This is a genomic window from Gammaproteobacteria bacterium, assembly GCA_029882975.1.
GTDB lineage: Bacteria > Pseudomonadota > Gammaproteobacteria > SZUA-152 > SZUA-152 > JAJDNG01.
Genome location: JAOUJW010000001.1, coordinates 164,195 through 190,367 on the forward strand (window position 1 = coordinate 164,195; position 26,173 = coordinate 190,367).

The window sequence follows — 26,173 nt, forward strand, 5'->3', positions numbered from 1 at the left end:
TTCGGTTCACTCCGGGGATTGAATCCCCATCACAGCCATCCCTTGTTGGATTTGCTCACGGGATTGTTGTAAAAGCCCTGTCAACAACCCTTGGACCGGCTCCGGCAACTGGGCATTGTAATGAGTCTCTGTAAATTTAGCCAATCTGCACAAATGCGCCATCCAAATACCGGGATCCCACTGTTCCAGAGCCAAGTTTAGCTGTTGTGGGCTGACACGGAGCAAATCCTGCCACTCATGAAAAATGGATTCAATATTTATTCCAATCCCCTCAGTCGGTGCAAAATCTCGATGTTGCCTTGTATGTAGCATGTGAATGGCCGGAGCCGCATGATCTGTAGCAATCTGTAGCGAGCTTTCCAGCCTTTCGGACAACAACTCTGCCTTTACCAAGCCATCGCGACGTAATAGCAACAACTCACGCAAAGTGATCCCATCCTCAGCCGCAATATCGGCTTGCAAAAGCTCCGTCCCAGCAGTGAGATGAAGCTGTCCGGGGTAACCGATTTTGATGTGAACCTGCCCCGAGGCTGGAACCATACCCGCGACAACACGGTGCAAACAGTCGGCTTGTTGCGGGGTATCTGCCAAAAACCAAAAATGCGTATAACCATTACGAAAAACCATATAACAAACTACGATAAAGACTGCTAACTGACTCAGCTGCCCGGCACTTTGAAAAGGGATTTCCTCCTCACCCACCACCAACCAGGTATCCCCGCTACGGTACTGTAGCAAACCCAGCTCCCGTAGAGCCACCACCGCTGCGGATTCCGGCCCACCCTGGATTTGTTGAGCCTCAACGTCACTGCGATAAAACCATAGCGTTGGTTCATTACCGATTTCGCCCAAATGTTTTTGAATGTCCGCAAGTACCGCATCGCGGCCGATGCCGGCTATGACATCCAATTCATCTCCCATCAGTTGCCGCACCTGTGCAGTCAACGCCGCAGCACTGAGAGTAGACCAGCTTGCATCCCAGGTTCGGTGAAACCTATGGCCGTGACACCTGTGCACTGTGGCAGCAAAGTCAAAAACATAGTCCCCGTGGTACATATCATCCGACAACTCTACGGATTCACCGCACAATTCCAAATAGCGCAGCCAGATACTGATGCTAAAAATATCCATGGCAGAACCACAGTCATCCACCAGGAAAGCGGTATCGCAATGCCAGCCCCTGGCCTGCACCATATTCTGGATGGCGTCCATATGCACCTTGAGCCGCCCCGATTGCACACTTAATGGCCCCTGCGCTGAGAGCGATGACAACAGTAAAAACCGGGGGCTCCTATTTTGTTTAGGCTCGGGCGGCGGGCTCTTTTTTTTCCGGGGGCCCATCAGTACATTTCCTGTGGGTCTACGTCAATGGACCAACGGACTTTGCGCCCTGACGCCAGCCCCTCCAAAGCCGCAGCCCAAGGCAGTAACAAGCGATGCAGGGCTTGGCGATTATTACACTGTAATAGCAATTGAGCCCGATAACGGCCGGCCCTCCGCTCCATAGGGGCCGCCACGGGGTCACTGATAAAAATCTCACCCCCGGTAAATAGGCGTGCCTGTTCCGCTGCTTGCGTTAAGAACTCAAAGGGCGGTTCCAGCTTTACGGCTTCGGCACGAAGCAACACCAAGTGGCTGAAAGGAGGTAAACCCGCCGCCTGGCGTTCTTGCAGGGCCAGGGTGGCAAAAGCCTTGTAGCCTTGCGTGATGAGAGTTTGTAACAAAGGATGATCCGGATGATGCGTTTGAATCAACACGCGCCCGGCTTTGTCTCCACGCCCTGAACGACCGGCCACTTGTACCACCAATTGAGCCATACGCTCTGAAGCACGAAAGTCGGCACTGAACAAGCCCTGATCCACATCCATAATGCCCACCAGAGTTACATTAGGAAAATGATGCCCCTTGGCCAGCATTTGTGTACCAATTAATATCCGGCTCTTCCCTTGAGTGATATCTTCCAGCTTTTGTTGCAAACTGCCTTTGCGTCGGGTGCTGTCGCGGTCAACACGATTGAGTTCAACCCCCGGAAAGTGACTTTGTAGACACTGCTCCAAACGCTCTGTACCCTGTCCCAGAGGAATCATGTCCTCGTGCGCACACTCCGGACAGTGAGTTTGCGCCGGACGTTGCGCACCGCAATGATGGCAACGCAACATTTTATGGGATTGGTACAAAGTCATATGACTGTCACAACGCTTGCAACCCGCCACCCAACCGCAAGCATGACACATAAGCACAGGGGCGAAACCGCGTCGATTCAGGAACAACAGAACCTGCTCCCCTTTTTGCAGACACTCTTGAATTGCGCCCAGCATGGCCACGGAAAAACCATCCGGCAGTGGCTGATTGCGCACATCCAATAGTTGAATTTTCGGATTCAGTGCAGTACCGGCCCGCTGCGGCAATTCCAAATGGCGATAACGTTGACTGTACACATTGTGCAAACTTTCCAAAGAAGGAGTGGCCGATCCCAAGAGAACCGGTACATCCAACTGTTGCGCCCGCCGCACCGCAATATCCCGGGCATGGTAACGGAAACCGTCCTGTTGTTTAAACGACAGGTCATGCTCCTCGTCCACCACAATGAAACCCAGGTTTTTAAACGGGGCGAATACAGCGGAACGGGTCCCGATCAACACGGAGGCGCCGGCCTCTGCCACCTGCGTCCACGCCAGCATTCGCTGTCCGGCACTTAAACCGGAATGCATCACTGCCACCCTGTCCTCACCCATTGCCGTTCGAAAACGGGTCAACAGTTGCGGTGTCAACCCAATTTCAGGAACCAGAATCAAAACCTGATAACCTTGTCGCAGGACTTGATGGGTAATGCGCAAATACACTTCGGTTTTACCGCTTCCGGTGATCCCTTCCAATAAAAATACCTGAAACCGGCCCAATGCCTGGGTCACGCTGTCCACAGCATTGCGCTGGGAGTCATTTAGACATAGAGAGTTTGCGTCCGTGCTATCCTGAATTTCCAAGTGCGCACTTTCTGCACGTTCACCTATGCCGGGCTGCCCGAGCGACACCACACGTGTATGCACTTGCACCCACCCTTTCCCCAGCAAAGCTTTCATGGGGACACGCCAGGACTCCAGCAATTCATTAAGCTGTTGCGCATCAAGTCCATCGGGGTGCTCTTGCAGCAATTGGATTAGTAAAGACTGTTTCGCACCACGCACCGACGTGGGTATATTTGCAGGGATCAATTGAAACACGTCAGCACCAGCCTGAGGCATGGCTTTGGCCTTTCTCAGGTTCAAAGGTAAGGCACTATGAAGTACTTCCCCCAAAGGGTGGGCATAGTAGCGACTGGCCCAGAGCAACAACTGCAGAACATCATGGGATAAGCAAGGCTGTTCATCCAACACTTGTAAAATCGGTTTCAGTCGTCCAATTTCCACCCCCGCCTGTTGAACTGTTTCTATCAACACACCCACCTGGACCGTGCGACCAAAAGGAACTTCAATACGAACACCCGGCTCTAAAGCTTTGGCCCCACCGGACTGGGTACCCAGATAATCAAAGCATCGACGCAAAGGCGATGGCACGGCAATACGTAGTATCACTTGGTTAGATTCGGTTTTGGACATAAGCGCACATTATCACTTATTTCCAAGCGTTTGCCCCCATTTACCCTCCCACCATTCCTTTGCTTCCAAAAAGCAATCTTAGCGCAATGTTATTAACAACTAAGATTCAGTTATACGCTTAACGTATTGACTGGCTGTCTTTTTTTTTGTTATCCACATTTTCTGTGGATAACTTTGTGGAAAAGTTGGTGGGAACGAGTTGCAACAGCGGAAAACAAGCCCTGCGTGTCAAAATGTTTACGTTTTAAACAATTGTTAAATGTCATATATTACAATTAGTTACAGATGATTTTAAGCGAGCATCCCAATTTATTGACAGCGGCGTCAGAAAAATCCGAACTTGTCGCTGCTATGTGAATAACCTGTAGCGGCATTTTCCATGGCCTATCAGAATTGACTATGGGAAGCAATATGAAGCGCTAAAATCAAACGTTACGATTATTTTAAACCTCGCTGTGGATAAGTGTGTGGACAATCTGGTAGAAACCCGTAGAAAAAAATAAACAGTCTACTACCGAGATTATTCTTCATCGCAATGCGTATGAATATACTATATAAATAACAGACACTTATACATTTCTTTAGAGCGCATTCCAGACCATAGACTGAGATTGCCAACGATTTGACGCCGACATTTCTTACATGTGAATAATCCTCTCACCTGGCTCACGCCTAGACGACATATTGCCTCTAAGGCCGGGGTATGGCTGAGAGAGGCTAATCGTTGCCATCAGCTTCGTTTCTGTCAAAATAGCAATTTTGCACAAGACAGAATCAGTAATGAATCCAACTATCCGTGCCGAAATATTCGCACGCTTACAAAAACAAAACCCGGCTCCTACCACCGAACTCAACTATTCATCGCCTTTTGAGTTACTTGTGGCTGTGGCTTTATCCGCACAAGCCACCGACAAAAGTGTCAACAAAGCCACAGACAAATTGTTCAAAACGGCCAACACCCCCGAAAAAATCCTGCAACTTGGGGAATCGGGCTTGAAGTCCTACATAAAAACCATAGGCCTGTTTAACTCAAAAGCGAAACACATCATCAAAACCTGCGACATGCTCATCAAACAACACAAGAGCCAAGTACCCACCACACGAACAGAACTGGAAGCACTGCCCGGAGTAGGACGAAAAACTGCAAACGTGATCTTAAACACCGCCTTTGGTGAACCCACCATTGCGGTGGATACTCATATTTTCCGAGTTTCCAATCGCACTCGTCTGGCACCGGGAAATACCGTATTGGAAGTGGAAAAAAAATTACTGAAAGTGGTGCCGCCGGTGTACAAAAGAGATGCGCACCATTGGCTGATACTGCATGGGCGATACACCTGCGTTGCCCGCAAACCCCGCTGCGGCGCCTGTATCATAGAGGATTTATGCGAATATAAACAAAAAACCGATGACTAAGGTAAGTTTAAAGTTCTGGCCAATGACGGCATAATAGTCTTCAGATAAGCGCAAGGTATCAACGTGTACGGACAAGACAGAAATCAGATTCGCCAGGTGTATTTAGACGCCTGGAAAAAACACCGTTCAGGGCAGGCCCTGGATTCCATGCAACAAATTATTGTGGGGATCATACAAAACCATCCTGAATACCACGCCGAATTGGAATCCGGTGTGGCCTTGGAAAAGGACTACACTCCGGAAATGGGGCAAAGTAACCCCTTCCTGCACATGGGTTTGCATATTGCCATACAGGAACAACTAAGTACCGGACAGCCCAGAGGCATTGTCGCAGTGTATCAGCAGCTACAATTGAAATTTCAGGACAGCCACCGGGTGGAACATATGATGATGGATTGTTTGGCGCAATTGATCTGGGAGGCCCAATCTCAAGGACGACAACCTGATCAACAAGCCTATGTAGAAAACCTACGCAAGCTCTTGTGAGCGCAAGCCCTTGCCCAAAATCATCCTCGCATTCCCTTTTGTTTTTTTATGTTTGATCAAATACATAGCCACATTTGTGCCTGAGAACGAAGTTGTCACCAACGCAATAGAATCCTGGCCTTGGAGATTTTGCAGCACGAAACTTGCTTTACCCCTGGTCTGTTGCCAACGTTTGACCCAAAATCTAATACCCTTGAAAACTTTTGGATACCGCGCCGGTCATTTATAACCATTAACTAACCGCCTTTTGTAAATATTTGGAATGTATGGCTCACCGTTTTTCAAACAACCAGGAAACAGATAAAGCATTAAACCATTCGATTCGTGACGGCGTGGCATACTCCGTTATGGCCGGAGCAGGAGAAACTTATCTGTCTGCCTTCGCTTTGTTTTTCAAAGCCAACACGGCTCAAATCGGTTTACTGGCATCCTTACCGGCATTGGTTTCCTCACTTGCACAGTTGTTTTCCGCCTGGCTCAGTCACAAGGGTCCTTCAAGACGCCAGGTGATTTTGGTTGGAGCATCACTGCAAGCACTGGTCTGGATACCGCTGATTATGCTCCCGGTGTTCAGCCCCGAGTTCGCCGTCCCTGCAATTATTCTTTGTGTGATTTTGTATCACGCCTGCGGTAGTGTGGTGGTACCCCAATGGAGTAGTCTCATGGGTGACTTGGTTCCGGAACGCAAACGCGGTCGCTATTTTGCCCTACGCACACGCTACACTTCCGTTGCCTCCTTTTTGGCCCTGATAACGGCCGGCATAGTACTGGATAGATTTGAGGCTCAGGAAGCGACACTGTATGGCTTTATCGCGATATTTACCATCGCGGCCATCGCCCGTGTCGTTTCGGTATACCACTTACTCTATCTCGTTGAACCCGAGCACACTTCAATTAAGCTGGAAACGCCTTTTTCACAATCGCAACGCTGGTGGGTGCGACTGGCTCAATCCCGTTTTGTACAATTTTCTCTTTTCTTTGCCAGTATGCAAACAGTGGTTGCTATGGCTTCACCATTCTTTGCTGTATATATGTTGCGTGATCTGCAATTCACCTATGTTGAGTTTATGGCCACGTCAGCGGCCACCATTTTTATGCAGTTTCTCGCCCTTAATACCTGGGGACGAATCAGCGATACTTTCGGCAATCGCTTGATTCTGTTGGTCACGGGGTTTGCCATCCCAACGATTCCCATCCTGTGGTTGTTTTCCCACAATCTTTTCTACCTCTGCATTGTGCAAATGTTAAGTGGGCTGGTTTGGGCCGGATTCAATCTGAGCGCAACCAATTTCCTCTATGACCTCATTCCCTCTCACCGGCGCTCGGCGTTTCTGGCTTTCCATAATGTCGCGGCAAATATCGGGGTGTTTTGTGGTGCCATGCTAGGTGGTTACTTGGGCACGGTATTACCCAAAAACATTTCCTGGGGCGATACGACATTGACATGGCACAGTGCTTTATTGGGGGTGTTTCTTATCTCGGCGCTGGCGAGATTGACCATTGCATTGATCTTTCTACCCAGATTAAGGGAGGTTCGGGAGGTTCGCCCCATAACCGTAACCGCCTTGATCGTTCGAGCAACCCGGTTTAGTGCGCTATCCGGCTTAATCTATGACATCATCAGCGGTACGAAACGTCCGAAGTAGCCATTCCAAAACAAACGGGGCGAACACGGATAACCGTGATCGCCCCAAGCAAGCGGCCAACAAACCGTCTTGCAGTTTATGGGGTGTAACCATCCGTCAGCGTCAGCAGAAACGTAACAATCGCATCTTCTTCTGCATGAGCAAGGTTTAAATCAACAAGACTGAAGATATACGAAAATTGCCATCTATCCCTGAGTTATTTGGGGCTTTAAAATACAGGGGCTTCACTGAGGCTTCAGAATACCAGGGTTTCAGAGCAGCGATAATTCCGACTTAGGCTTTACGGCCAATCAATTCAATGGCATATCCATCCGGATCTTCCACAAAAGATATGATGGTAGTACCGGCGTTCATAGGACCGGCTTCACGAAGAATTTTACCGCCTTGGCTTTTTATCTCGGCCGTAGCTTTGTATACGTCATCCACTTCCAGGGCGATATGACCAAAACCGCTACCCAGTTCGTAATGGTCCGTACCCCAATTATAGGTCAGTTCGATAACACTGTTTTCTGCCTCGTTACCATACCCCAAAAAAGCCAAGGTAAACTCACCATCGGGATAATCCTTTTGACGCAGCAATTGCATACCCAATACTTCGGTATAAAATTTAATGGAACGCTCCAGGTTTCCCACTCTGAGCATGGTGTGAAGTATTCTCATGACACATTCCTTAACGGCTGATTTCGCATTAGCTACGCAATGATGGCTTCATCGACCACGGTGGGCCACATGGGACGGGGTTTTCCAATTTGAAAACCCTGCACATGATCGACTCCGATTTGCATTAAATGTTGCAAAGCTTCTTCCGACTCCACAAACTCGGCAATGGTCTCTATTCCCATCATGTGACCGATTTGATTGATGGAATCCACCATCGCCCGATCCACGGGATCATCAGCCAAATCGCGAACAAAACAACCGTCGATTTTCAAATAATCCAAATGCAGATTTTTCAAATAGGCATAGGATGAAAAACCGCGCCCAAAATCATCCAAGGAGAACCGGCAACCCATACCCCGTAGTATGGCCATATAGCGAGTGGCCACCATCAAATTGGATATAGCCGTTGATTCAGTAATTTCAAAACAAATGCACTCTGCAGGCACATCGGATTGGTCCAATTGATCAATCACAAAATTCAGAAAGTTTTCATCCTCCAGGGATTGCGCAGACAGATTAATGGAAAACACACCCAACTGATCGGTACGCCCCAAGCGTTCATGCAAAAGATTCAATGTTGTGCGCACCACCCAGCGATCGATGGAAGGCATAAGATTGTATTTCTCAGCAATACCAATAAAACTGGCGGGCTTGTAAACCTCACCGTTTTCATCGATTAAGCGCAGCAAAATTTCATGATGCATCACTTGCTTGTCCTTTTTGGGGGACAAGGGCACGATACTTTGGCAAAACAAACGAAAATGATCCTGATCCAAGGCTCGACGTATTTTATGTATCCAACGGAGTTGATCCCCTTTGTCGGACAAAGCAATGTCGCTGGCTTTGTAGGCATGCCATTTATTGTTGCCTTTGTTTTTAGCCACGTAGCAAGCCGCATCGGCTATACGCATAACATCCCCCAAACCACCACAGGTGGACGTAATGGGGACCAAACCAATACTCACTCGCATAGGGATGGTTTGCTCGCGCCATATGAAACGGGTATGATGAATGGATTGTCTCAATTCGCGGGCAAATTTCTTGGCGTTATCCAAAGAACATTTACGCAACAGCACACCGAATTCATCCCCCCCAATTCGCCCGATGTAGTCAGTGTCCTTGACACTGGAGCTGAGCAATGAAGCAGTATACTTTAACAGCTCATCACCGGCCTGTTCTCCATAGTGTTTATTAATGGATCGAAATCCGCCCATGTCGATATAGCACAGCGCATGATGATGACCATCGTACTTGGCACTGGAAATGGCTTTGGTAAGGCGAGTTTCAAATTCCGTTCGATTGATCAATGTGGTCAATGCATCGTAACGGGATTCGGCATTCATCCAGCGTTCCAGGCTGGTCATATCCCCCACATCCTTAAACACTACAAAGCCACCGATAATAACCCCCTGGTGATCACGAATTGCAGATACAGTTTCCTCAATATTGTATTCCATGCCATCACGACGAAGTAGCACTGCCCTGGGCTGATGTGCATCCAGATCTATTTCGCGGGCACGCCGTAATACGGTATTAACAATGGGCTTACGGGTATGTTCATCCACCAATTGAAACACATCGCTTAACAACAACTGCCTGGCATCGCTGCGGTTCCAGCCCGTCATACGTTCCGCAGTGGGATTTAAATATTCCACGATGCCTTTTTGATCAAAGACAATAATACCATCCGATACTTGCTCAAACACTTTTCGCGACAGTATCTGCTCGGGAAACAACACCGTCGATGCCTGATCCTGCTCGGATATATCCGTGCCGGAACATATAACGCCTTGAAAGGCTTTTGCCTTGTCGTATAAGGGGGTCACACCCCAGGCGATGGTTCTCACCATGCCGTCTTTGGTTTTGACGCGGTTTGTCAGAGTTTGCTGGCGAATAAGCGAGCTGTTTTCCTGTAAATTCAGTTGGATTTTGCTGGGCAAGACAGAGTGTAACCGGGCACCAAACACTTTTTTCGCTGCTGAATTGGCAAAAATAATGCGGCCGTCTACCGCAATCTTGATTAAGAACACACACGAGGATTCCAACAATTCGCGATAGTCCACACCAATTTTGCACACACGGGACTCTTTGAAAACATAGAGCTTGCCCACCATACGCCCACCCTCATACATGGGAAGCGCAATATAAGAAATAGGCAGGGTTTCTCCGTCTTTCTTATTGAGCATGGCCGCCATTTGCAAATGAGAGCAGGAAACACTGTGTAAAGCTGCGCACTTGGATGAGCCTATGGTGGCGGATGCATCCATTTTGAATTTCAGTCGTTGGAAAAAATTATGGCCTTGAAGCTCATCCGAGTTCCAACCCAGAATTTGCTCTGCTTCATGATTCATGAAAACCAGTTCACCACTGGTATCCAATGCAAAAATACCTTCACCGGGAACGGTTTTAAGATGAGTTAGTTCGCCCTTATTGATACCCTTAACAATGTTAAGTTGAGTATACACTCAGTCACCTATGCATAAATGATTTGCCCCGAAGCTGCCAGCAGCATCCCAACCTCACACTACACCCAGAATGCCGACTCACGATACGCACAAACACATACGGAAACTTCTTAAGTTATCGGCTGTAATACCAACAGCGTTGACCAGGATGCCATTTACCCCCATCAAATCGAACTGCAAAATAATTAATCGCAGCGATAACCTAAAGTACAGCAATATGAATACAGCCAGGAATCTCTGCTAATGGATCGAAAGAACCGCGTACAGCGCCCTTTCGCAGCACCACTCCATGCTTAGCAGAGGTTCCCCACTATTTAAAAACAATTAGCGCTTGGATGCAATACGCAATCGTAAGGCGTTAAGCTTTATAAAACCTTCAGCATCTTTCTGGTTATAGGCACCGGCATCGTCTTCAAAAGTAGCGATATTGGCATCAAACAGACTATCCGATGTGGACTCTCGCCCAGTGACAATGACATTACCTTTGTACAAGCTCAATCGTACCCTGCCGTTCACATGTTGTTGCGATTGATCGATTAAAGTTTGGAGCATATTACGCTCGGGACTCCACCAGTAGCCATTGTAGATAAGGCTGGCGTATTTAGGCATGAGATCGTCTTTTAAGTGGGCCGCTTCCCGATCTAATGTGATGGACTCAATAGCGCGATGCGCTTTGAGCATAACTGTCCCAGCGGGAGTTTCGTAGCAACCCCTGGACTTCATACCGACGTAACGGTTTTCGACAATATCGGCCCGACCAATACCATTGGCGCCGGCAACTTTATTTAAGTATTCCATAACTTCTGCCGGTGTCATGGACTTGTCGTTTATGGCAACAATATCACCGTGTCGATAACTTAATACCAGTTCTGTGGCTTGATCCGGCGCCTCTTGTGGTGATACTGTCCAGCGCCACATGCTTTCTTCCGGGGCATTCCAGGTGTTTTCCAGGATATCCCCTTCGTAAGAAATATGCAGTAAATTGGCATCCATAGAATACGGGGATTTGGTGCCGCGCTTTTTCTCGATGGGAATACCGTGTTTTTCCGCATAATCCAGTAACTTCTGGCGAGAGTTTAAATCCCACTCACGCCAAGGCGCAATTACATGCACATCGGGCTTAAGCGCATAATAACCCAGTTCGAAACGCACTTGATCATTACCTTTGCCGGTGGCGCCGTGAGAAACCGCATCCGCACCGGTTTCATTGGCGATTTCAATTTGACGCTTGGAAATTAAAGGCCGGGCAATGGAGGTGCCCAACAAATATTCACCTTCGTAGATGGCATTGGCCCGAAACATGGGAAAAACAAAGTCACGAGCAAATTCTTCTTTTAAATCATCAATATAAATTTCCTTCACGCCCGCTGCTTGAGCCTTGGCGCGAGCCGGTTCCACTTCCTCACCCTGGCCGATATCGGCGGTAAATGTAACCACTTCGCAGCCGTATTCTTCCTGTAACCAACGTAAAATAATGGAAGTATCCAAACCACCGGAATAGGCCAAAACCACTTTGCTGATCTTCTGCTTCACCATGACTACTCTCTATCTCGCTCAAGGCTTTTTGTTCACTGAAGGCTCCTCCTCCATTGAAGGCTTATCCCTCTAAAACAAAAAAATAAACAACAAAAATTGAAGCGGCAACTTTACACCGAATTGGACTTGAACGCCATCGACGTTGAGACGTGCCGGAACGGGTTGGCGTGCAAGGGGTGGAAAAAAAACCGATGAAACAGGGGCTTATATGTAGTCCGCCAGAATACCGGTAGTCTGACGCAGGCGCAGGCTGATTAAACGGGCGACTTTGCGAATCATTTTAATCGCCAAGGCCGGATGGTCCTCAGTAAAAGATTCAAAATTCCGCCGCGTTATCAGTATCACTGTGGTTTTTTCGACAGCGCAGGCAGTCGCTGAAAAAGGCATGTCATCCAATAAGGACATTTCCCCAATGGTTTGTCCGGGACGAACCGTAGTGATGGTTTTTCGTTCACGTAGATGAGACTCTTTGATAACATCAATTTTCCCGCTCACCAAAAAACACATAAAACCGCCTTTTTCACCTTCTAAAAACAGGGTTTTACCGCTTTCCGCTTCAAAAGCCTGAACATAACCGGACAAAATCTCTACTTCGGGCCGCGTAAGGTCGCGGAACATGGGCATTTGTTCCAACATACTGCAAAGTTCGTCACAAAAGGCAGAGCCCTGGCCGAGAAGCTCCAGGTTATTGAGTGCGGCATCCGTTTGCATAGCGTATCCCTTTCTGATGTTGGGGTTGACTATGCATAATCCGGCCCAAGGGGATGGGACCGTGAGAACTGCACCTCTGATTCACGCAGGAATCAGAGGTCGCTTGGACTATTTCTTCTTACTGCGTCTTAACCGCGACAACAAGCGTCGCGCCATTTCCCCAAACATTTCCGTTTGAGTGGGGTGCGGATGAATGGCTTCAGCCACTTGATCCAAAGTCATCTCACCACTGACCATCATCACACCTTCACCAATCAAGGTGTCCGCATGATCCGCAAGAAAATGCACCCCGATGACACGACGATTCTTCTTATCCGCCACGATTTTGATCATGCCGTGAAGCTCATTGGTAATCATGGCCTTGGCATCAATATTCATGGGCATTTTTACTTCTACCGCATCAATACCTTTCGCTTTAGCCTGATCCACAGACAGCCCCACAAACGCCGCTTCAGGGCGGGTAAAAATAACACCACTATCTTTATCTTGATCGTAGCGCATACTCTCACCGAGAATCGTTGCAGCAGCCACCCGACCTTGTTGACCGGCTGTATGTGCCAACATCAAACCGCCAATCACATCCCCCACCGCAAAAATATGCGGTATCGAAGTACGACAGTAAGCATCAGCAGTGATCACGCCGCGGTCCGTTTGCACCCCGGCATTTTGCAGTTTCAGGGGCTCCAATACCGGACGTTTACCGGTAGCCATGATGATATAGTCACAGGCGTAACGCTGATCCTTACCTTCCGCATCCTGATAAACGATTTGAGCCTTACGATTTCCAGCTTTAGGCTTGATTTCAGTGACCTTCACTGACGTGTGTATAGTGAGATTGGGATCCTCATTCAATACCGCCGTGAGGTTTTTGGCAATTTCCGGTTCCACTTCGGCCAGTATGCGATCCTGACCTTCGAACAGAACCACTTCACTGCCAAAATCCTGAAAGATCTGCGCCATTTCCAGACCGATGGCTCCACCACCGATAACCCCCAGCTTTTTGGGCACTTCCGATAATTGCCACACTGTATCCGACGTCAATACCTGGCCCGCTTCCATCGCCAAATCGACACCGGGGATAGGGGGAACAAAGGGCGGCGCACCCGTAGCAATGACGGCAACACCAAAAGTGATATGCTCACCCTGAGAGCCATCCCCCAAGGGAGCTCGTCGGTGCGGATCATCGCTGTTGCCGGAAGTATCCACAAACAAGCGGTGCTCAGTTTCAAAAGAAGCAAATCCCTGAATAACTTTGATCTTGACGCCCATATCGGTTTTCAAAGCCATTTGGCCCCGAGTTTCCAATACGGATCGTCGAGTGGCTTCCAGCTTGGACCAATTCAGTTTGGCCTTAGTCGTACCTTCAACCCCCAAATGCTCATCATGGGCTCGATCGCGCATACGATCTGCCGCCGCACGCCAAGCTTTTGAAGGTATGCAACCGCGCCACAAACACTCGCCACCCGGGAAAGGTGCGTCGTTAATCATGGCCACTTTCAAGCCGTGAGAAGCAATATCTCTGGCACAATCTTCACCGCCGGGACCACCGCCGATGACAACCACATCGTAATCCCAGTCGCCGTCAGGTATCGCCGGACCCAGGGAGCCCATCCAGGTTTCCGGGTGTTCGATGTTGTTTTTCAACGTATTTAAATACTGCGCCACTTCCGCCCCATTAACCACTCGATGGTCAGCGGTGACGGTTAAGGGCATACCCTTATCACCGGCCGAGGATATAGCCAGAATGGCTGCTGTACCCGGTGTCGGGATAGCATCAAAATAGGACACGCCCAACATACCCATATTGGATACCATAAAAGTGGGATTGGCGTATTCTTCCGGGGCCAAACGACGTTTTCTGGCACGCTCCACCAAGCTACCCCAAGACTCATTGAGCTCTTCCAGTGAGCGCGACTCACAATGACGCAAAACCGGCACAACCAGACCACCGCCTTCGGCTGCCACCGCCATACCAATGTCCACTTGGTCCCGTTCCACCAACTTATCCACCGGCTGGTAACACCAGTTCATGGTGGGATGTTTCTTCATAGCCAAGGCACAAGCTTTGGCAATAGCAACCGTAACCGATATACCTTTTTTCTTGGACGCTTTAATGAGCGCATCGGGCTTGGCATCCACCGTCACATGAAAGGTGGGCATAGTCAGTGACGCCGTCATGGAATGACTTACTGCCCGCTCCATAGCGGTCATGGCGCGACCGTGTCCCGGTACTTGTACTTCCGGCATAATATGCGCCGGTGTTTGTCTGGCAATCTCGCTGGGCCGTTCCAACGGTTGGGCTTTGCGTACATCTTCAGCCCGAATCACACCACCTGGGCCGCTGCCTTTTAAAGTATTGAGATTCACATGCAGTGCCGCCGCCAGTTTGCGAGCATAAGGCGTTGCATATTTGTTGTCCGGACGAGGTGCCGGGTGTATTCCGGAAAGATCCTGCTGTCGCGCCGGCGCTTTATGCCCGGGAGCCGGATGTGCCGCAGCGATTTGATGCCTGGGCTCCTGATCCGAGGGACTGGTCACATCGCCCGATGCCGCTTTGCCGGTAACCGTGGCTACTGCGCCTTCTTTCAGCACTTGCTCAGGTTTATCCACCAAGTAGGCCATAGCCTCACCTACCGGCAGGATACTGTCTACCTCGGCGATGGGGCCGGACAAATAACCGTCACGGAACACTTCCACATCCATGATCGCCTTGTCCGTTTCCACGGTGGCAACAACATCGCCGCGTTCAATCTTGTCCCCCAGTTGTTTTTCCCAACTCACCACCACCCCTTCGGTCATGGTATCGGATAACTGTGGCATTTTAATCACATGGCTGGCGCCTTCCGGTTTCGCCGCTGCAAGCAGGGCCGGAGCATCAACAACAGCGGGAGCAGCCGCAACCGGTGCAGCATCGCCGACTTGTTTAATCTCTTCTTTGGACTCCACTAAATAAGCGATGGCTTCGCCCACGGCTACCACACTGTCCACCTCAGCCAGAGGACCGGACAAATAACCCTCACGAAACACTTCCACGTCCATAATGGCTTTATCGGTTTCCACCGTGGCAACGATGTCACCCCGCACCACCTTATCGCCGATGTTTTTCTCCCAACTGACCACCACGCCTTCTGTCATGGTGTCGGACAACTGGGGCATTTTTATCACATATGATTCAGACATAATTCGATTAACTGACTCGTAGGATTATTATTGGCCGACAGCCGGAGGCTGTCGGTCACTTCATTTATTTACCAAACACTTTAAGAACGGCAGCCAGCACATCCTGAGCGTTGGGGATACTGGCTTTTTCCAAGCCACGGTTAAACGGGATGGGCACATTAACAGCCGACACCCTTACCGGAGCAGCATCCAGTTCATAGAAGCATTCTTCATTAATGATAGCCATCACTTCTGAAGCCACACCAACGGCCGGCTCCGCTTCTTCTGCAATCACCACTTTATGAGTTTTGCTGACGGAAGCGACAATTCCGGCCCGGTCTATGGGGCTCAATGCATACAGATCCAGCACTTCGGCCTCTATGCCGTGCTGTTTGGATAATACTTCAGCCGCCTGTAAACACCAGTGTACGGAAATGTTGTACCCGATCAGGGTAATGTCTTTCCCTTCCCGAGTGACTTCGGACCCTTCCAGAGGATGAAAATATTCCTCGTCGGGCACATCACCCTTCATGTTGTACATCAACTCATGTTCGTTGATGTATACGGGATCATTACAGCGCACAGCAGACTTCAGCAGACCATAAGCTTGTTTGGGATTGGACGGAGTGACCACGCGCAATCCGGCTATGCCCATAAACACTTTTTCCATACGCGCCGAGTGTTGCGCACCCAGTTGGTGGGCAGTACCACCCGGAGAACGAATTACCACCGGCGCAGTCAATTGACCACCGGACATGTAGCGAACCTTAGCAGCCGAGTTGGCAATTTGATCCATGGCCAGCCAGGCAAAGTTCACGGACATAATTTCAATAATGGGACGCACACCAATAAAAGAAGCACCAACACCTAAGCCGGTATAACCGTTTTCGGAAATAGGTGTATCGATAACCCGCTCGGGGCCGTATTTATCAAACAAACCTTGAGTGGCTTTGTAGGTACCACCGGCAACACCGATGTCCTCACCCATGCAGATCACCAAAGGATCGCGGGCCATTTCCTCATCGTGGGCACGCCGAATGGCTTCCCAATACATTAATTCAGCCATTTATTTGCCTCCCAATACATAAGGATCGTTGTCCGCCAACACATATTTCTCCAGTTCCTCGACTTTGGGTTCCGGCGACTCTTCGGCAAATTTTATCACTTCGTTTTCAATCTCATCGATAATGCCTTTATCCATCTGATTGTATTCGTCCATGCTGGTCTCACCGGCTTCAATCAGACGATCTCGAAGAATGTAAATAGGATCGCGTTTACTCCAATGCTCTTCCTCTTCTTTGGTGCGATACGCATTGGAATCGGACATGGAATGTCCGCGGTAACGGTAGGTTTTCAGTTCCAAAAAGTAAGGCCCCTTACCGGAACGTACATGATCAACCGCTTTTTGCGCCGCTTCATATACCACTTCAATATCCTGGCCGTCCACTTGTGCTGCTGGCATATCGTAACCGCTCACACGTTTGTACTGATCAATTACCGCTGTGGAGCGATCAATTCGCGTACCGATACCGTACAAATTGTTTTCACAGACAAACAATACCGGCAGTTGCCAAACTTTAGCCATATTCAAGGATTCGTGAAATGAACCTTGATTGTTAGCCGCATCGCCCAGGAAACAAATGGAAATCTCGTCACCGCCTTTGAGTTTAATGCCTTTGGCAATGCCGGCCGCCAAGGGGAAAGGTCCGCCCACCAGGGCATATCCACCCATAAAGTGATGCTCCACATCGAAGATGTGCATGGAACCGCCGCGACCTTTACTGGAACCGGTTTCCTTACCGTACAACTCGGCCATGACTTCTTTAGGATCGGCACCACACAAGATGGCGTGCACGTGATCCCGGTAACCGGTTATAACATAGTCATGACCCGGTCTGGCCGCTTCCATAACACCATGAGCACAAGCTTCCTGTCCGGGATATAGATGTAGGAAACCACCTATTTTTCTTTCTACGTACGCTTCATAGCAACGTTCTTCAAATCGGCGCGCATATAACATGCTGCGTAATAGCCGCTTTTTATCAGCCATATTCATGGGGCTGTCACCTTAATAAACAAAAGTTAATAACCAAAATGGGAATTCAATCCGGCGACTATAACTCCTTCTCCGGGAGGTAGCCGCAAGAAACGCGCTATAATCGTTGTTTTGCCGTCCAAGGTCAAGTTTGATTACTGTGACCGTTTTCCAAAAAAGAATATATTTTACATATATTTCAACAAGTTGAAACCATTGCCTTGATAATATTCCGGCTCTACATATGGCATTTGTCAATAAAGAATGGGGATTTTGCCTTGATTTCAGAACGCACGCAGAGCTGTACCGAACACAAATATGGGCATTTATTAACCAACACCAATCGCTACGGAAGCTAAGCTACTACAAATACCACTAAAAGCACGATTGTTGGATTAGTACCATCTAATCCGATATGACCAACTCTCAGCAAGAACCGTGGCTTGAACAAAGATGGCAATACGAAATGAGACTACAGCCCTTGCTCACCTAATGCTCGATCATAACCAAGCTTCACATCTATACTGGACTCCACTCCAACATCCAACTCTAGGAACCAGAACTAGTATTTTTACTTGGTCGCCCATGTCTAAAAACAACCAAATTGACCACACACTAAACATATAGGGAAATTTTTCACTGGATAAAAATTTTCTTACAGCCGAACAGGCTGAGTTTGTTTACTATACCTTAACTTTCTTTGCTTGAACGACTTCTAGCTGAATCCTTAATCAAACTGAACATTTATAGTGCAGCCACTCTATAAGTTCAGACGCTCAACAAGAAAGGGACTAGCAGCCGCTGCATTTCTAACGTTTTACGAAGGATCTTATGGCAGTGGTTAATAAAAACTCAATATGGAGATTTGCTATGAAAATAAAAAAAATATTATTTTCGGGGGCAGTGTTGTTTTGCGTAGGATATGCGAACAACACTCTGGCAGGCGCTGATAGCGGCCTGTCCGCAAAAGAGCAGTTGGGGCAACTGTTGTACTTTGATGAGAACCTGTCCATCAATAGAAATCAAGCCTGTGCCAGCTGTCATTTTCCACCGGCCTTTGTCGATCCGGCCAACACAACCGACCCGGCTAACAGCGTGGTCTCGCTGGGATCCGACACGTCATTAAACGGCGGTCGCAATACCCCCAGCGCAGGATACGCTGCATTCAGCCCCTTCTTTTTTTGGGAACCGGTGGAAGGATTATACATCGGCGGACAGTTTTGGGACGGTAGAGCCAACAGTCTCACCGAGCAAGCCAAAGGTCCTTTTCTAAACCCGGTGGAAATGGCCATGCCCAGTAAAGCATCCGTATTACAACGCATCGCCGAACGTGACAACCCCAATCGCGACGCCTATAAAGAGCTGTGGAAAAGCGTATATAAGGTTAAACTGAAACAATTGCGCGACCCGGAAAGCGATGTGGAAACCGATGCACTATATGAGATGATGGCGGATGCCATTGCCGCTTTTGAAAAGACACGCGTGTTCAGCCCCTTCAATTCCAAGTTTGATTATTATTTGGCGGGCAAGGCGGAACTGTCAGAGCAGGAGCAACGCGGTCTGACGCTTTTTGAAGGCAAAGCACAGTGTAACGCGTGCCATCCCAGCGAGCCGCTCATTGCCCCTGACGGCAGCATGATGCCTCCCCTGTTTACCGATTTTACTTACGATAATATCGGCGTCCCTAAAAGCAACAATGCCCTGATTGCCAACCAAGCCGTAGACCTTGGTCTGGGTGGGCGACCTGACATCGCCGCACGAGATCCGTCGGGTGCAGAATTGGGCAAACACAAGGTAATGAGCCTGCGTAATATTGCCGCTACAGCACCCTATGCCCACAACGGCTTTTTTGCCACCCTGGAGGAAATTGTTCATTTTTATAACACCCGCGATGTAGAACCTTGGCCGGCTCCCGAGGTAGCTGACAATGTCAACGCCGACGAACTGGGGGACTTGGGACTGAGTACAGAAGAAGAAGCCGATTTGGTTGCTTTTTTAAAGACCTTAACCGATGGTTACGGCCCCATCATTCACACCTTTGCATTCCCACCTATGCCTTAATTTTTGTCAAGCCCCGCCGCCGCCGGCGGGGCATTCGTCAAATAAATGTCGCTTTCTACTCTCAATTTCCCTGGTCTTACAATCAAGTATTGTTGCGTCTATACTCTACGAATTAAACCGCTGTACAAGTGACAAACGCTACATAAGGGCAACAACCCAACCAGCAAATTCAAAAAGGTGTACAGCTTGTGGAACATTTTGTCTTTTTGGAAACCGATAGGAACTTATCCGCCGCTCTGCCGGTAGACTACCATATCCCCCTGGTGCTGCTATCCATTGCTGTAGCAATTATCGCCTCTTACACCGCTTTCCTGGTAACGGAACGCATTGCCCACGATCAACGCAAAGCCATGCATATGCTTTGGGCCGGTACCGGCAGTCTGTGCCTGGGCGGCGGTATCTGGAGTATGCATTTCATCGGCATGTTGGCAGCCGAGACCCAAGCCGCGGTGCAATATGACATTCTCATCACCTTGCTATCCCTGGTCCCCGCCTGTCTCGCCAGCCTGGTGGTTTTGTATAACGGCATAACACCAAGCAAGAAACATCAACTGTTACTACGCGGTGTGATTATGGGCGGCGGTATTGGCCTGATGCACTACATTGGCATGTCTGCTATGCGTATGGACGCCATTGCCCGATTCTCCCCTTCAATAGTGTTGGTATCGGTCATTGTGGCAGTATCACTGGCTTATGTTTCACTAAGAATTAAGACCTGGGTGGACCACAAAAAAAATGCATTAACTGCATATTCACGCATTCTGGCGGCCTGTGCGATGGGGGGCGCCATCTCCACCATGCATTACACCGGCATGAGCGCGGTGTATTTTTTTCCGGGCGAAACCACCACTATTGATCAACCTTCTATGGCACCGGCTACCATTGCACAAATCATTTTTTTTACCGTTGCGCTGTGTTCCGCATTGTTAATCACTGCAGTAATTATCAGCCGACGCCTTGAACTCCTCACGCAATTAACCCTGAGTGAAACACGCATGCGCGGCATACTGGATAACGTAGCCGAGGCCATTGTCACAATCAATAACAAAGGCAGGATAAAGGAGTTTAACAAAGCGGCGGAAACCATCTTCGGATACAGCACCGCTGAAGTCGTCAATAGAAACGTCAACATACTCATGCCGGAGCCTTATCACACAGAGCACGACCAATACCTGGTGAATTATTTGCAAACCGGTGTCGCTAAGGTCATGGGCAAGAATCGCGTCGTCCAAGGCAAAAGAAAAAACGGAGACCTATTAGCCATAGAATTCACATTGACAGAATTTGAGACCAACGGCCAAAAAATGTTTACCGGACTGCTGCGCGATGTGACTGAAAAAATGGCCGCCGATGCGGAGTTACATCGGCATAGAGAACATCTGGAAGAACTGGTACAGGAACGAACCCGGGAACTGACCGCAGCTCGCAACGCGGCTCTGGCTGCCAATACATCCAAAAGCCAATTCCTAGCCAACATGTCGCATGAGTTACGCACTCCCATGAATTCCATCATCGGCTTCACCGGCCGCGTCATAAAAAAAGCCGCGCAAAACCTCCCGGAGAAGCAGTTACGCAATCTGCAAATAGTCCAACGGAACGCGCACCACCTATTGGAACTCATCAACAGCCTTCTGGACTTATCCAAAATTGAAGCCGGTAAGATGGAGGTATTTGCAGAAGAATTCTCTATCAATGAATTAGTCCGGGAGGTAACCGATTTGACCGGCAGTTTGGTCAAAGATAAAGGCCTCACCTGTAACGTGAAACTGCCACAACAGGAAGTGAAACTGTATTCCGACCGGATGAAGCTGAAACAAACGCTGATAAACCTCATAGGCAATAGCATTAAATTTACGGAAACCGGAAACATTGGTATCACAGTGGAAAAAATCAGCGGTAACGACCACGCCGGTTCAACATTTTATCAACCCTATTTGGAATATGTGCAAATCCAGATTGAGGACACAGGTATCGGCCTGAAAGCGGAAGAATTGCAACATATCTTTGAAGCGTTTCACCAGGCGGATGGCAGCTTGTCGCGTAGATCCGGCGGTACAGGCCTGGGGCTGGCCGTATCACAGCGTTTCATACAACTCATGCAAGGACAAATCCACGTCGCCAGCACAGCCGGTGAAGGCAGCACCTTCACCGTCGTTGTCCCGGTCAGCATCGCCGAAACGACTCAACCCCCTATGGAATTAGCGTCAACCCCTCAAACATCCTCCCCGCTGGTCTTGTGCATTGATGATGACCCGGAGTCTATCGAACTGCTGCTCAGTTATTTGGAAGACGAAGGTTTTGCCGCTAAAGGTGTTACCAATGGCCGCGAAGGGTTTGAACTGGCCAAACAACTCAATCCTACGGCGATTACGCTCGACGTCTATATGCCCAGGGAGGACGGATGGTCCATTTTGAAAGCCTTGAAACAAGAACCAAAAACCCGAAATATTCCCGTCATTATGGTCACCATGATTGACAATAAAGCCTTGGGTTATGAATTGGGAGCCATGGACTATTTACAAAAACCCATAGAGCCGGAAATTCTGATCCGTAGTATCAACGCACTATTCAAGCATCAAGTGAAACAAGTACTGGCGGTGGATGACGACCCGGAAGTTCGCGAATTAATTACCCAGGTGCTTGAGGATGAGAATATAGAGGTAACTGCTGTATCAGGGGGAGCCGAAGCTCTGGCGGTGTTACAGCACACCAAACCGGATGTAATCTTACTGGACTTAATGATGCCGCGAATGAACGGCTTTGAATTAGCTCAATTGTTAAAAGAAAATCAAGCTTGGCGCAATATCCCCATCGTCGTGGTCACGGCAAAACAACTCACCGAGAATGAACGCAACATGCTCGGCAAATGGGTACAGTCCATTATTGAAAAACAAGGTATGGATACCGCTCTATTGCTCAAGAGCATCAATAAAGCCCTACACTCAAACCAAGCAACAGCGGAGGTCATGTTGTGAACACCATATTAATCGTTGAGGATTACCCGGACAATATGGCTCTTATCGAAGAAATTCTCGAGGACGAAGGTTACCAGATCCTGAAAGCGGAGACGGCAGAAAAAGGCTTTGCCTTGCTGGAAACCGAAACCACTGATTTGATTTTGATGGACATCTCCCTACCTCAGATGGATGGCTTGGAAGCGACCACATTAATCAAAGCCAACCCCAACACGTCTCACATCCCGATCATTGCTCTGACAGCACACGCCATGACAACAGACCGGGAAATGGCTCTATCGGCTGGGTGCGACGATTACATCACCAAACCGGTGGATGAATCCAAACTATTGTTCGCCATAAGCGAACTACTGCAATAGGCCTGAAACGATGCATTTAATTGATCCCGATTCAAAACCCAAAGTTCTGATCATTGACGATACTCCGGATAATATCGATTTAGTGGAACAAGTTCTGGAAGATCATTATCAAACTTTGTCGGCCCCCAATGGCCATGAGGGACTGAAAATCGCCCAAAAACAGGCTCCCGATTTAGTCTTGCTCGATGTTATGATGCCGGATTTAGACGGTTACGAAGTTTTGCAACAACTGCAAAAAAGTGTCCTGACCCGTGATATCCCTGTTATTTTCCTCACCGCACGCTACAAAGACACTGATCGCATTGTCAAAGGATTAAAATTGGGGGCCTTTGACTACATCACCAAGCCTTTTGAGGACGATATTCTATTGGCCCGTGTGGGTGTCGCCACACGTATCAAGAAAGCCGAAGATGAGATCCGCAAACAAAAAGAAGAATTGATCGCTGCCAATAAAGCAGTAACCGAAGCCACTAGGGCGAAATCTCGTTTCCTGGCAAATATGAGCCACGAATTTCGAACCCCTTTGAACTCCATTATGGGTTTTCTTAGCATTGTTAAAGAAGGTATGGCAGGCCCTATCAATGACGAACAAAGTAAATCCCTGAACATTGCTTACGAAAGTTCAAAACATCTATTACAACTAATCAACGATATTCTTGACCTAGCCAAAATCGAGGCCAATAAAGTCACCGTTATTAAGGAATCCTTTAGCCTGGATACCCTGTTTAGTGAATTGAGTGATATGTTTAAGATCCAGGCCCATTCAAAAGGCATTGCATTTGATACGCAGATAGATACGCCGGAGCTGATGCTGTACACCGACCGAACCAAGTTACAACAAGTACTAATTAACCTTATTGGTAACGCACTGAAATTCACCTCGCGTGGATACATCAAAGTCGCATGCGTAAATCTAAACGATAAACTTCGAATAGATGTGATCGATACCGGCAAAGGAGTATCGGAACGGGATTTGAAAATCATATTTAACGCTTTTGAACAAAGCGAGGAAGACAAACGCCAACATCAGGACGGCGTTGGACTCGGACTGGCGATCAGCAAGCGCCACATTGAAATACTGGGCGGTTACCTTAGCGCCCAAGGCTCTCCCGGTGAGGGCAGCACCTTCAGTTTCACCTTACCCATAGAAATGCCGGAAGAATACAAACCAACGCAACAAAAACAGCTGGACCCAACCACCTAATTGACGACCGACTACCGATATCGCCTTAGTTAAATCCCTATAAAGGCAAAAGCCGGGATAAACCCGGCTTTCAACACAGCATTGATGACCCAATTACGAATCGCCACCCACTTTATACATTTTCGCTTTAACCAGTTTGTAGCTCCAGGGTAATCCGGCATTTTTCCAGCCATTCACCACACGCTGGCCTTTGTGCTTACCTTGCTTGGCTTTGTCACCCTCAAAGCCATCCACAACACTGTAAACTTGGGTGTAACCCAGTTTTGCCAATAGGTCAGCGGCTTTGGAACTGCGGGTACCGGAACGGCAGATGAGGATAATGGGGTTTTGTTTACTCAAGCCTTTCTCCGCAACTTTAGCGGCAACGTCGTCAGCAAAATCCGAGTTCACTTCCATCTTAAAATTCTGATTTTTTTCATTCCATGCATACCACTCGTTTAACTTCATATAGGGAATGTTGGCATCAACCAGGGTGGGAGCCCCTAAAAAGTTCACTTCAGCACGGGTTCGAATATCTAAAAAAACCATGTCATTTGGATTTTTGTTCACCATTTTGTAGGCTTCAGCCGCACTCATGTATAAACCCAAACTGGTTTGTTTCTTCTTCGGTAACTGAGACCAGGACGCAGCCTGAACTATACCGGATAACAAAACTGCCATTGCCATTAGGGCAGCAACTCCAACACGCATAAAATCTCCTTAGATAACAGCTAAATACAAACAACTGTTATTTAGTATATTATTAATTGCTTATTTATTCAACAACTATTTCCCTCATTTACGAACTATTATTGATCAGTGGCTTTGTTTTGTCGGTTCTTGTTTTTTTATTCTTTGTAAAACCGCCAAATTATTTTTAGCCAATCGATGACTGGGTTCCAGAACTACCGCTTTGGTATACGCCTGCTCTGCCTCATCGTAGCGCTGCAAATCTTTGTACAAAACACCCAGATTATTGTGCGCCCAGGCATCTGAAGGGTTTAAACGAATGGCACTGCGATACGCCTTTTCTGCATCCCCATATCGTTTCAACCCACTGTACAAAATGCCCAGATTGTTATAAGTCCAACCGTCCTCCGGATCCAGCTCGATGGCTTTGGTATAAGCTGATTCGGCATCGCCATAGCGTTTCAGTGCGGTAAAAAGATTGCCTAATTTGATATGCGGCCAATTATAGGAAGCGTCTAAGGTGGCTGCTAAGCGATAGTTTTCCTCAGCGGCTTTGCGGTTACCTATGGTCTCATACAGGGAACCCAACAACAGCACCAAAGAGGAATGTACCCGCGCCTCAGGTTTCATGGACAATCCCTGGTTCACATAGCTAAACGCCATACTGTAATCTTTGTCCTGCCAGGCCTGAGTACCCAGTAAGAGAAGATCAGCCGCACTGAGATCCTGGTTCACAGGACTGGAAACGGACTTCGCGTAACCTTTTGCCTTCTCACTAATGACTGCCACCGGCTCCACTGTTGTGGTCTCAACGACCGGGGTTTGTATAGTCTGAGCCGGCGTAGTCGCGGTATGTACAGACTGGGTGTGCTGAACCGACAGTTCTTGCGCCGCAGGGGCCAGGGCCGTATCCGATGACCGCAGAGATAAACCCGGCATCATTCCCACCAATACCGGGCTGAACGCCGCCAGGACGATTAATGCGCTACCCAAACCAATGAAACTGCCTGATTTTTTGTCTTTACTGTGGAAATAAATCCCCGTGACCAGCAATACGCTACCGATAATCGCCAATAGAATTTGTGTGAAATTCATCCCTAGTTCCCGCTTGTTACTGTCACCTACATCGGCTATCGGAAACTGGCGCAAAATATTTAGTCACCGTGAATCCGGAAAATGGTAAACGTGAAGGATT

18 protein-coding genes are annotated in these 26,173 nt (G+C 48.4%); 7 read left to right on the forward strand and 11 right to left on the reverse strand.

The genetic code is table 11. From position 1 onward, the window contains the following. Nucleotides 1–6: 6 nt before the first annotated feature. Nucleotides 7–1,239, reverse strand: a complete 1,233-nt coding sequence (locus OEY58_00765; GenBank protein MDH5323973.1) for a hypothetical protein — start codon at nt 1,237–1,239, stop codon at nt 7–9. Nucleotides 1,240–1,340: 101 nt separating this feature from the next. Further along, nucleotides 1,341–3,596, reverse strand: a complete 2,256-nt coding sequence (locus tag OEY58_00770) for a primosomal protein N' (protein ID MDH5323974.1) — start codon at nt 3,594–3,596, stop codon at nt 1,341–1,343. Between the two features lie 780 nt (nt 3,597–4,376). Here OEY58_00770 and nth point away from each other — a divergent pair. From nth to OEY58_00785, 3 genes are all read left to right on the forward strand, one after another. Then, on the forward strand, nt 4,377–5,012 hold the full coding sequence (gene nth / locus OEY58_00775; protein ID MDH5323975.1) for an endonuclease III: 636 nt from the start codon (nt 4,377–4,379) through the stop codon (nt 5,010–5,012). A 63-nt stretch (nt 5,013–5,075) separates the two neighbouring features. Beyond that, nucleotides 5,076–5,498, forward strand: coding sequence for a DUF1841 family protein (locus OEY58_00780; GenBank protein MDH5323976.1), 423 nt, complete (start codon nt 5,076–5,078; stop codon nt 5,496–5,498). A 266-nt stretch (nt 5,499–5,764) separates the two neighbouring features. After that, on the forward strand, nt 5,765–7,144 hold the full coding sequence (locus OEY58_00785) for an MFS transporter (GenBank protein ID MDH5323977.1): 1,380 nt from the start codon (nt 5,765–5,767) through the stop codon (nt 7,142–7,144). Between the two features lie 273 nt (nt 7,145–7,417). On the opposite strand, the gene gloA is transcribed toward OEY58_00785, so the two are convergent. The 7 genes from gloA to pdhA form a co-directional block, all read right to left on the reverse strand. Further along, nucleotides 7,418–7,804, reverse strand: a complete 387-nt coding sequence (gene gloA / locus OEY58_00790; GenBank protein ID MDH5323978.1) for a lactoylglutathione lyase — start codon at nt 7,802–7,804, stop codon at nt 7,418–7,420. A 32-nt stretch (nt 7,805–7,836) separates the two neighbouring features. After that, nucleotides 7,837–10,269 (reverse strand): EAL domain-containing protein, encoded by a 2,433-nt coding sequence (locus OEY58_00795; protein ID MDH5323979.1) that lies wholly within the window; start codon nt 10,267–10,269, stop codon nt 7,837–7,839. A 324-nt stretch (nt 10,270–10,593) separates the two neighbouring features. Then, the gene (locus OEY58_00800) at nt 10,594–11,805 is read right to left on the reverse strand and encodes an argininosuccinate synthase (protein ID MDH5323980.1); all 1,212 of its coding nucleotides are present in this window, start codon (nt 11,803–11,805) and stop codon (nt 10,594–10,596) included. A gap of 204 nt (nt 11,806–12,009) precedes the next feature. Next, entirely contained in the window at nt 12,010–12,516 is a 507-nt protein-coding gene (locus OEY58_00805; GenBank protein MDH5323981.1) for a cyclic nucleotide-binding domain-containing protein, read from the reverse strand. 108 nt (nt 12,517–12,624) lie between these two features. Next, nucleotides 12,625–15,696, reverse strand: coding sequence for an FAD-dependent oxidoreductase (locus OEY58_00810; protein ID MDH5323982.1), 3,072 nt, complete (start codon nt 15,694–15,696; stop codon nt 12,625–12,627). Between the two features lie 64 nt (nt 15,697–15,760). Continuing rightward, entirely contained in the window at nt 15,761–16,741 is a 981-nt protein-coding gene (locus tag OEY58_00815) for an alpha-ketoacid dehydrogenase subunit beta (GenBank protein ID MDH5323983.1), read from the reverse strand. Continuing rightward, on the reverse strand, nt 16,742–17,731 hold the full coding sequence (pdhA, locus tag OEY58_00820) for a pyruvate dehydrogenase (acetyl-transferring) E1 component subunit alpha (GenBank protein ID MDH5323984.1): 990 nt from the start codon (nt 17,729–17,731) through the stop codon (nt 16,742–16,744). Nucleotides 17,732–18,580: 849 nt separating this feature from the next. On the opposite strand from pdhA, the gene OEY58_00825 reads away from it, so the two are divergent. From OEY58_00825 to OEY58_00840, 4 genes are all read left to right on the forward strand, one after another. Then, nucleotides 18,581–19,771: a hypothetical protein gene (locus OEY58_00825; GenBank protein ID MDH5323985.1), complete on the forward strand. Its 1,191-nt coding sequence runs from the start codon at nt 18,581–18,583 to the stop codon at nt 19,769–19,771. Nucleotides 19,772–19,959: 188 nt separating this feature from the next. Beyond that, a complete protein-coding gene (locus OEY58_00830; GenBank protein MDH5323986.1) occupies nt 19,960–22,746 on the forward strand; it encodes a response regulator in 2,787 nt (928 codons plus the stop codon). 11 nt (nt 22,747–22,757) lie between these two features. Continuing rightward, nucleotides 22,758–23,105, forward strand: coding sequence for a response regulator (locus OEY58_00835; GenBank protein ID MDH5323987.1), 348 nt, complete (start codon nt 22,758–22,760; stop codon nt 23,103–23,105). A 10-nt stretch (nt 23,106–23,115) separates the two neighbouring features. Then, nucleotides 23,116–24,309, forward strand: coding sequence for a hybrid sensor histidine kinase/response regulator (locus tag OEY58_00840; protein MDH5323988.1), 1,194 nt, complete (start codon nt 23,116–23,118; stop codon nt 24,307–24,309). Between the two features lie 93 nt (nt 24,310–24,402). Here the strand turns inward: OEY58_00840 and OEY58_00845 are convergent, their stop codons facing one another. Beyond that, complete coding sequence (locus OEY58_00845; protein ID MDH5323989.1) at nt 24,403–24,999, reverse strand: rhodanese-like domain-containing protein; 597 nt, start codon at nt 24,997–24,999, stop codon at nt 24,403–24,405. 105 nt (nt 25,000–25,104) lie between these two features. Further along, complete coding sequence (locus tag OEY58_00850) at nt 25,105–26,073, reverse strand: tetratricopeptide repeat protein (GenBank protein ID MDH5323990.1); 969 nt, start codon at nt 26,071–26,073, stop codon at nt 25,105–25,107. Between the last annotated feature and the right edge of the window lie 100 nt (nt 26,074–26,173).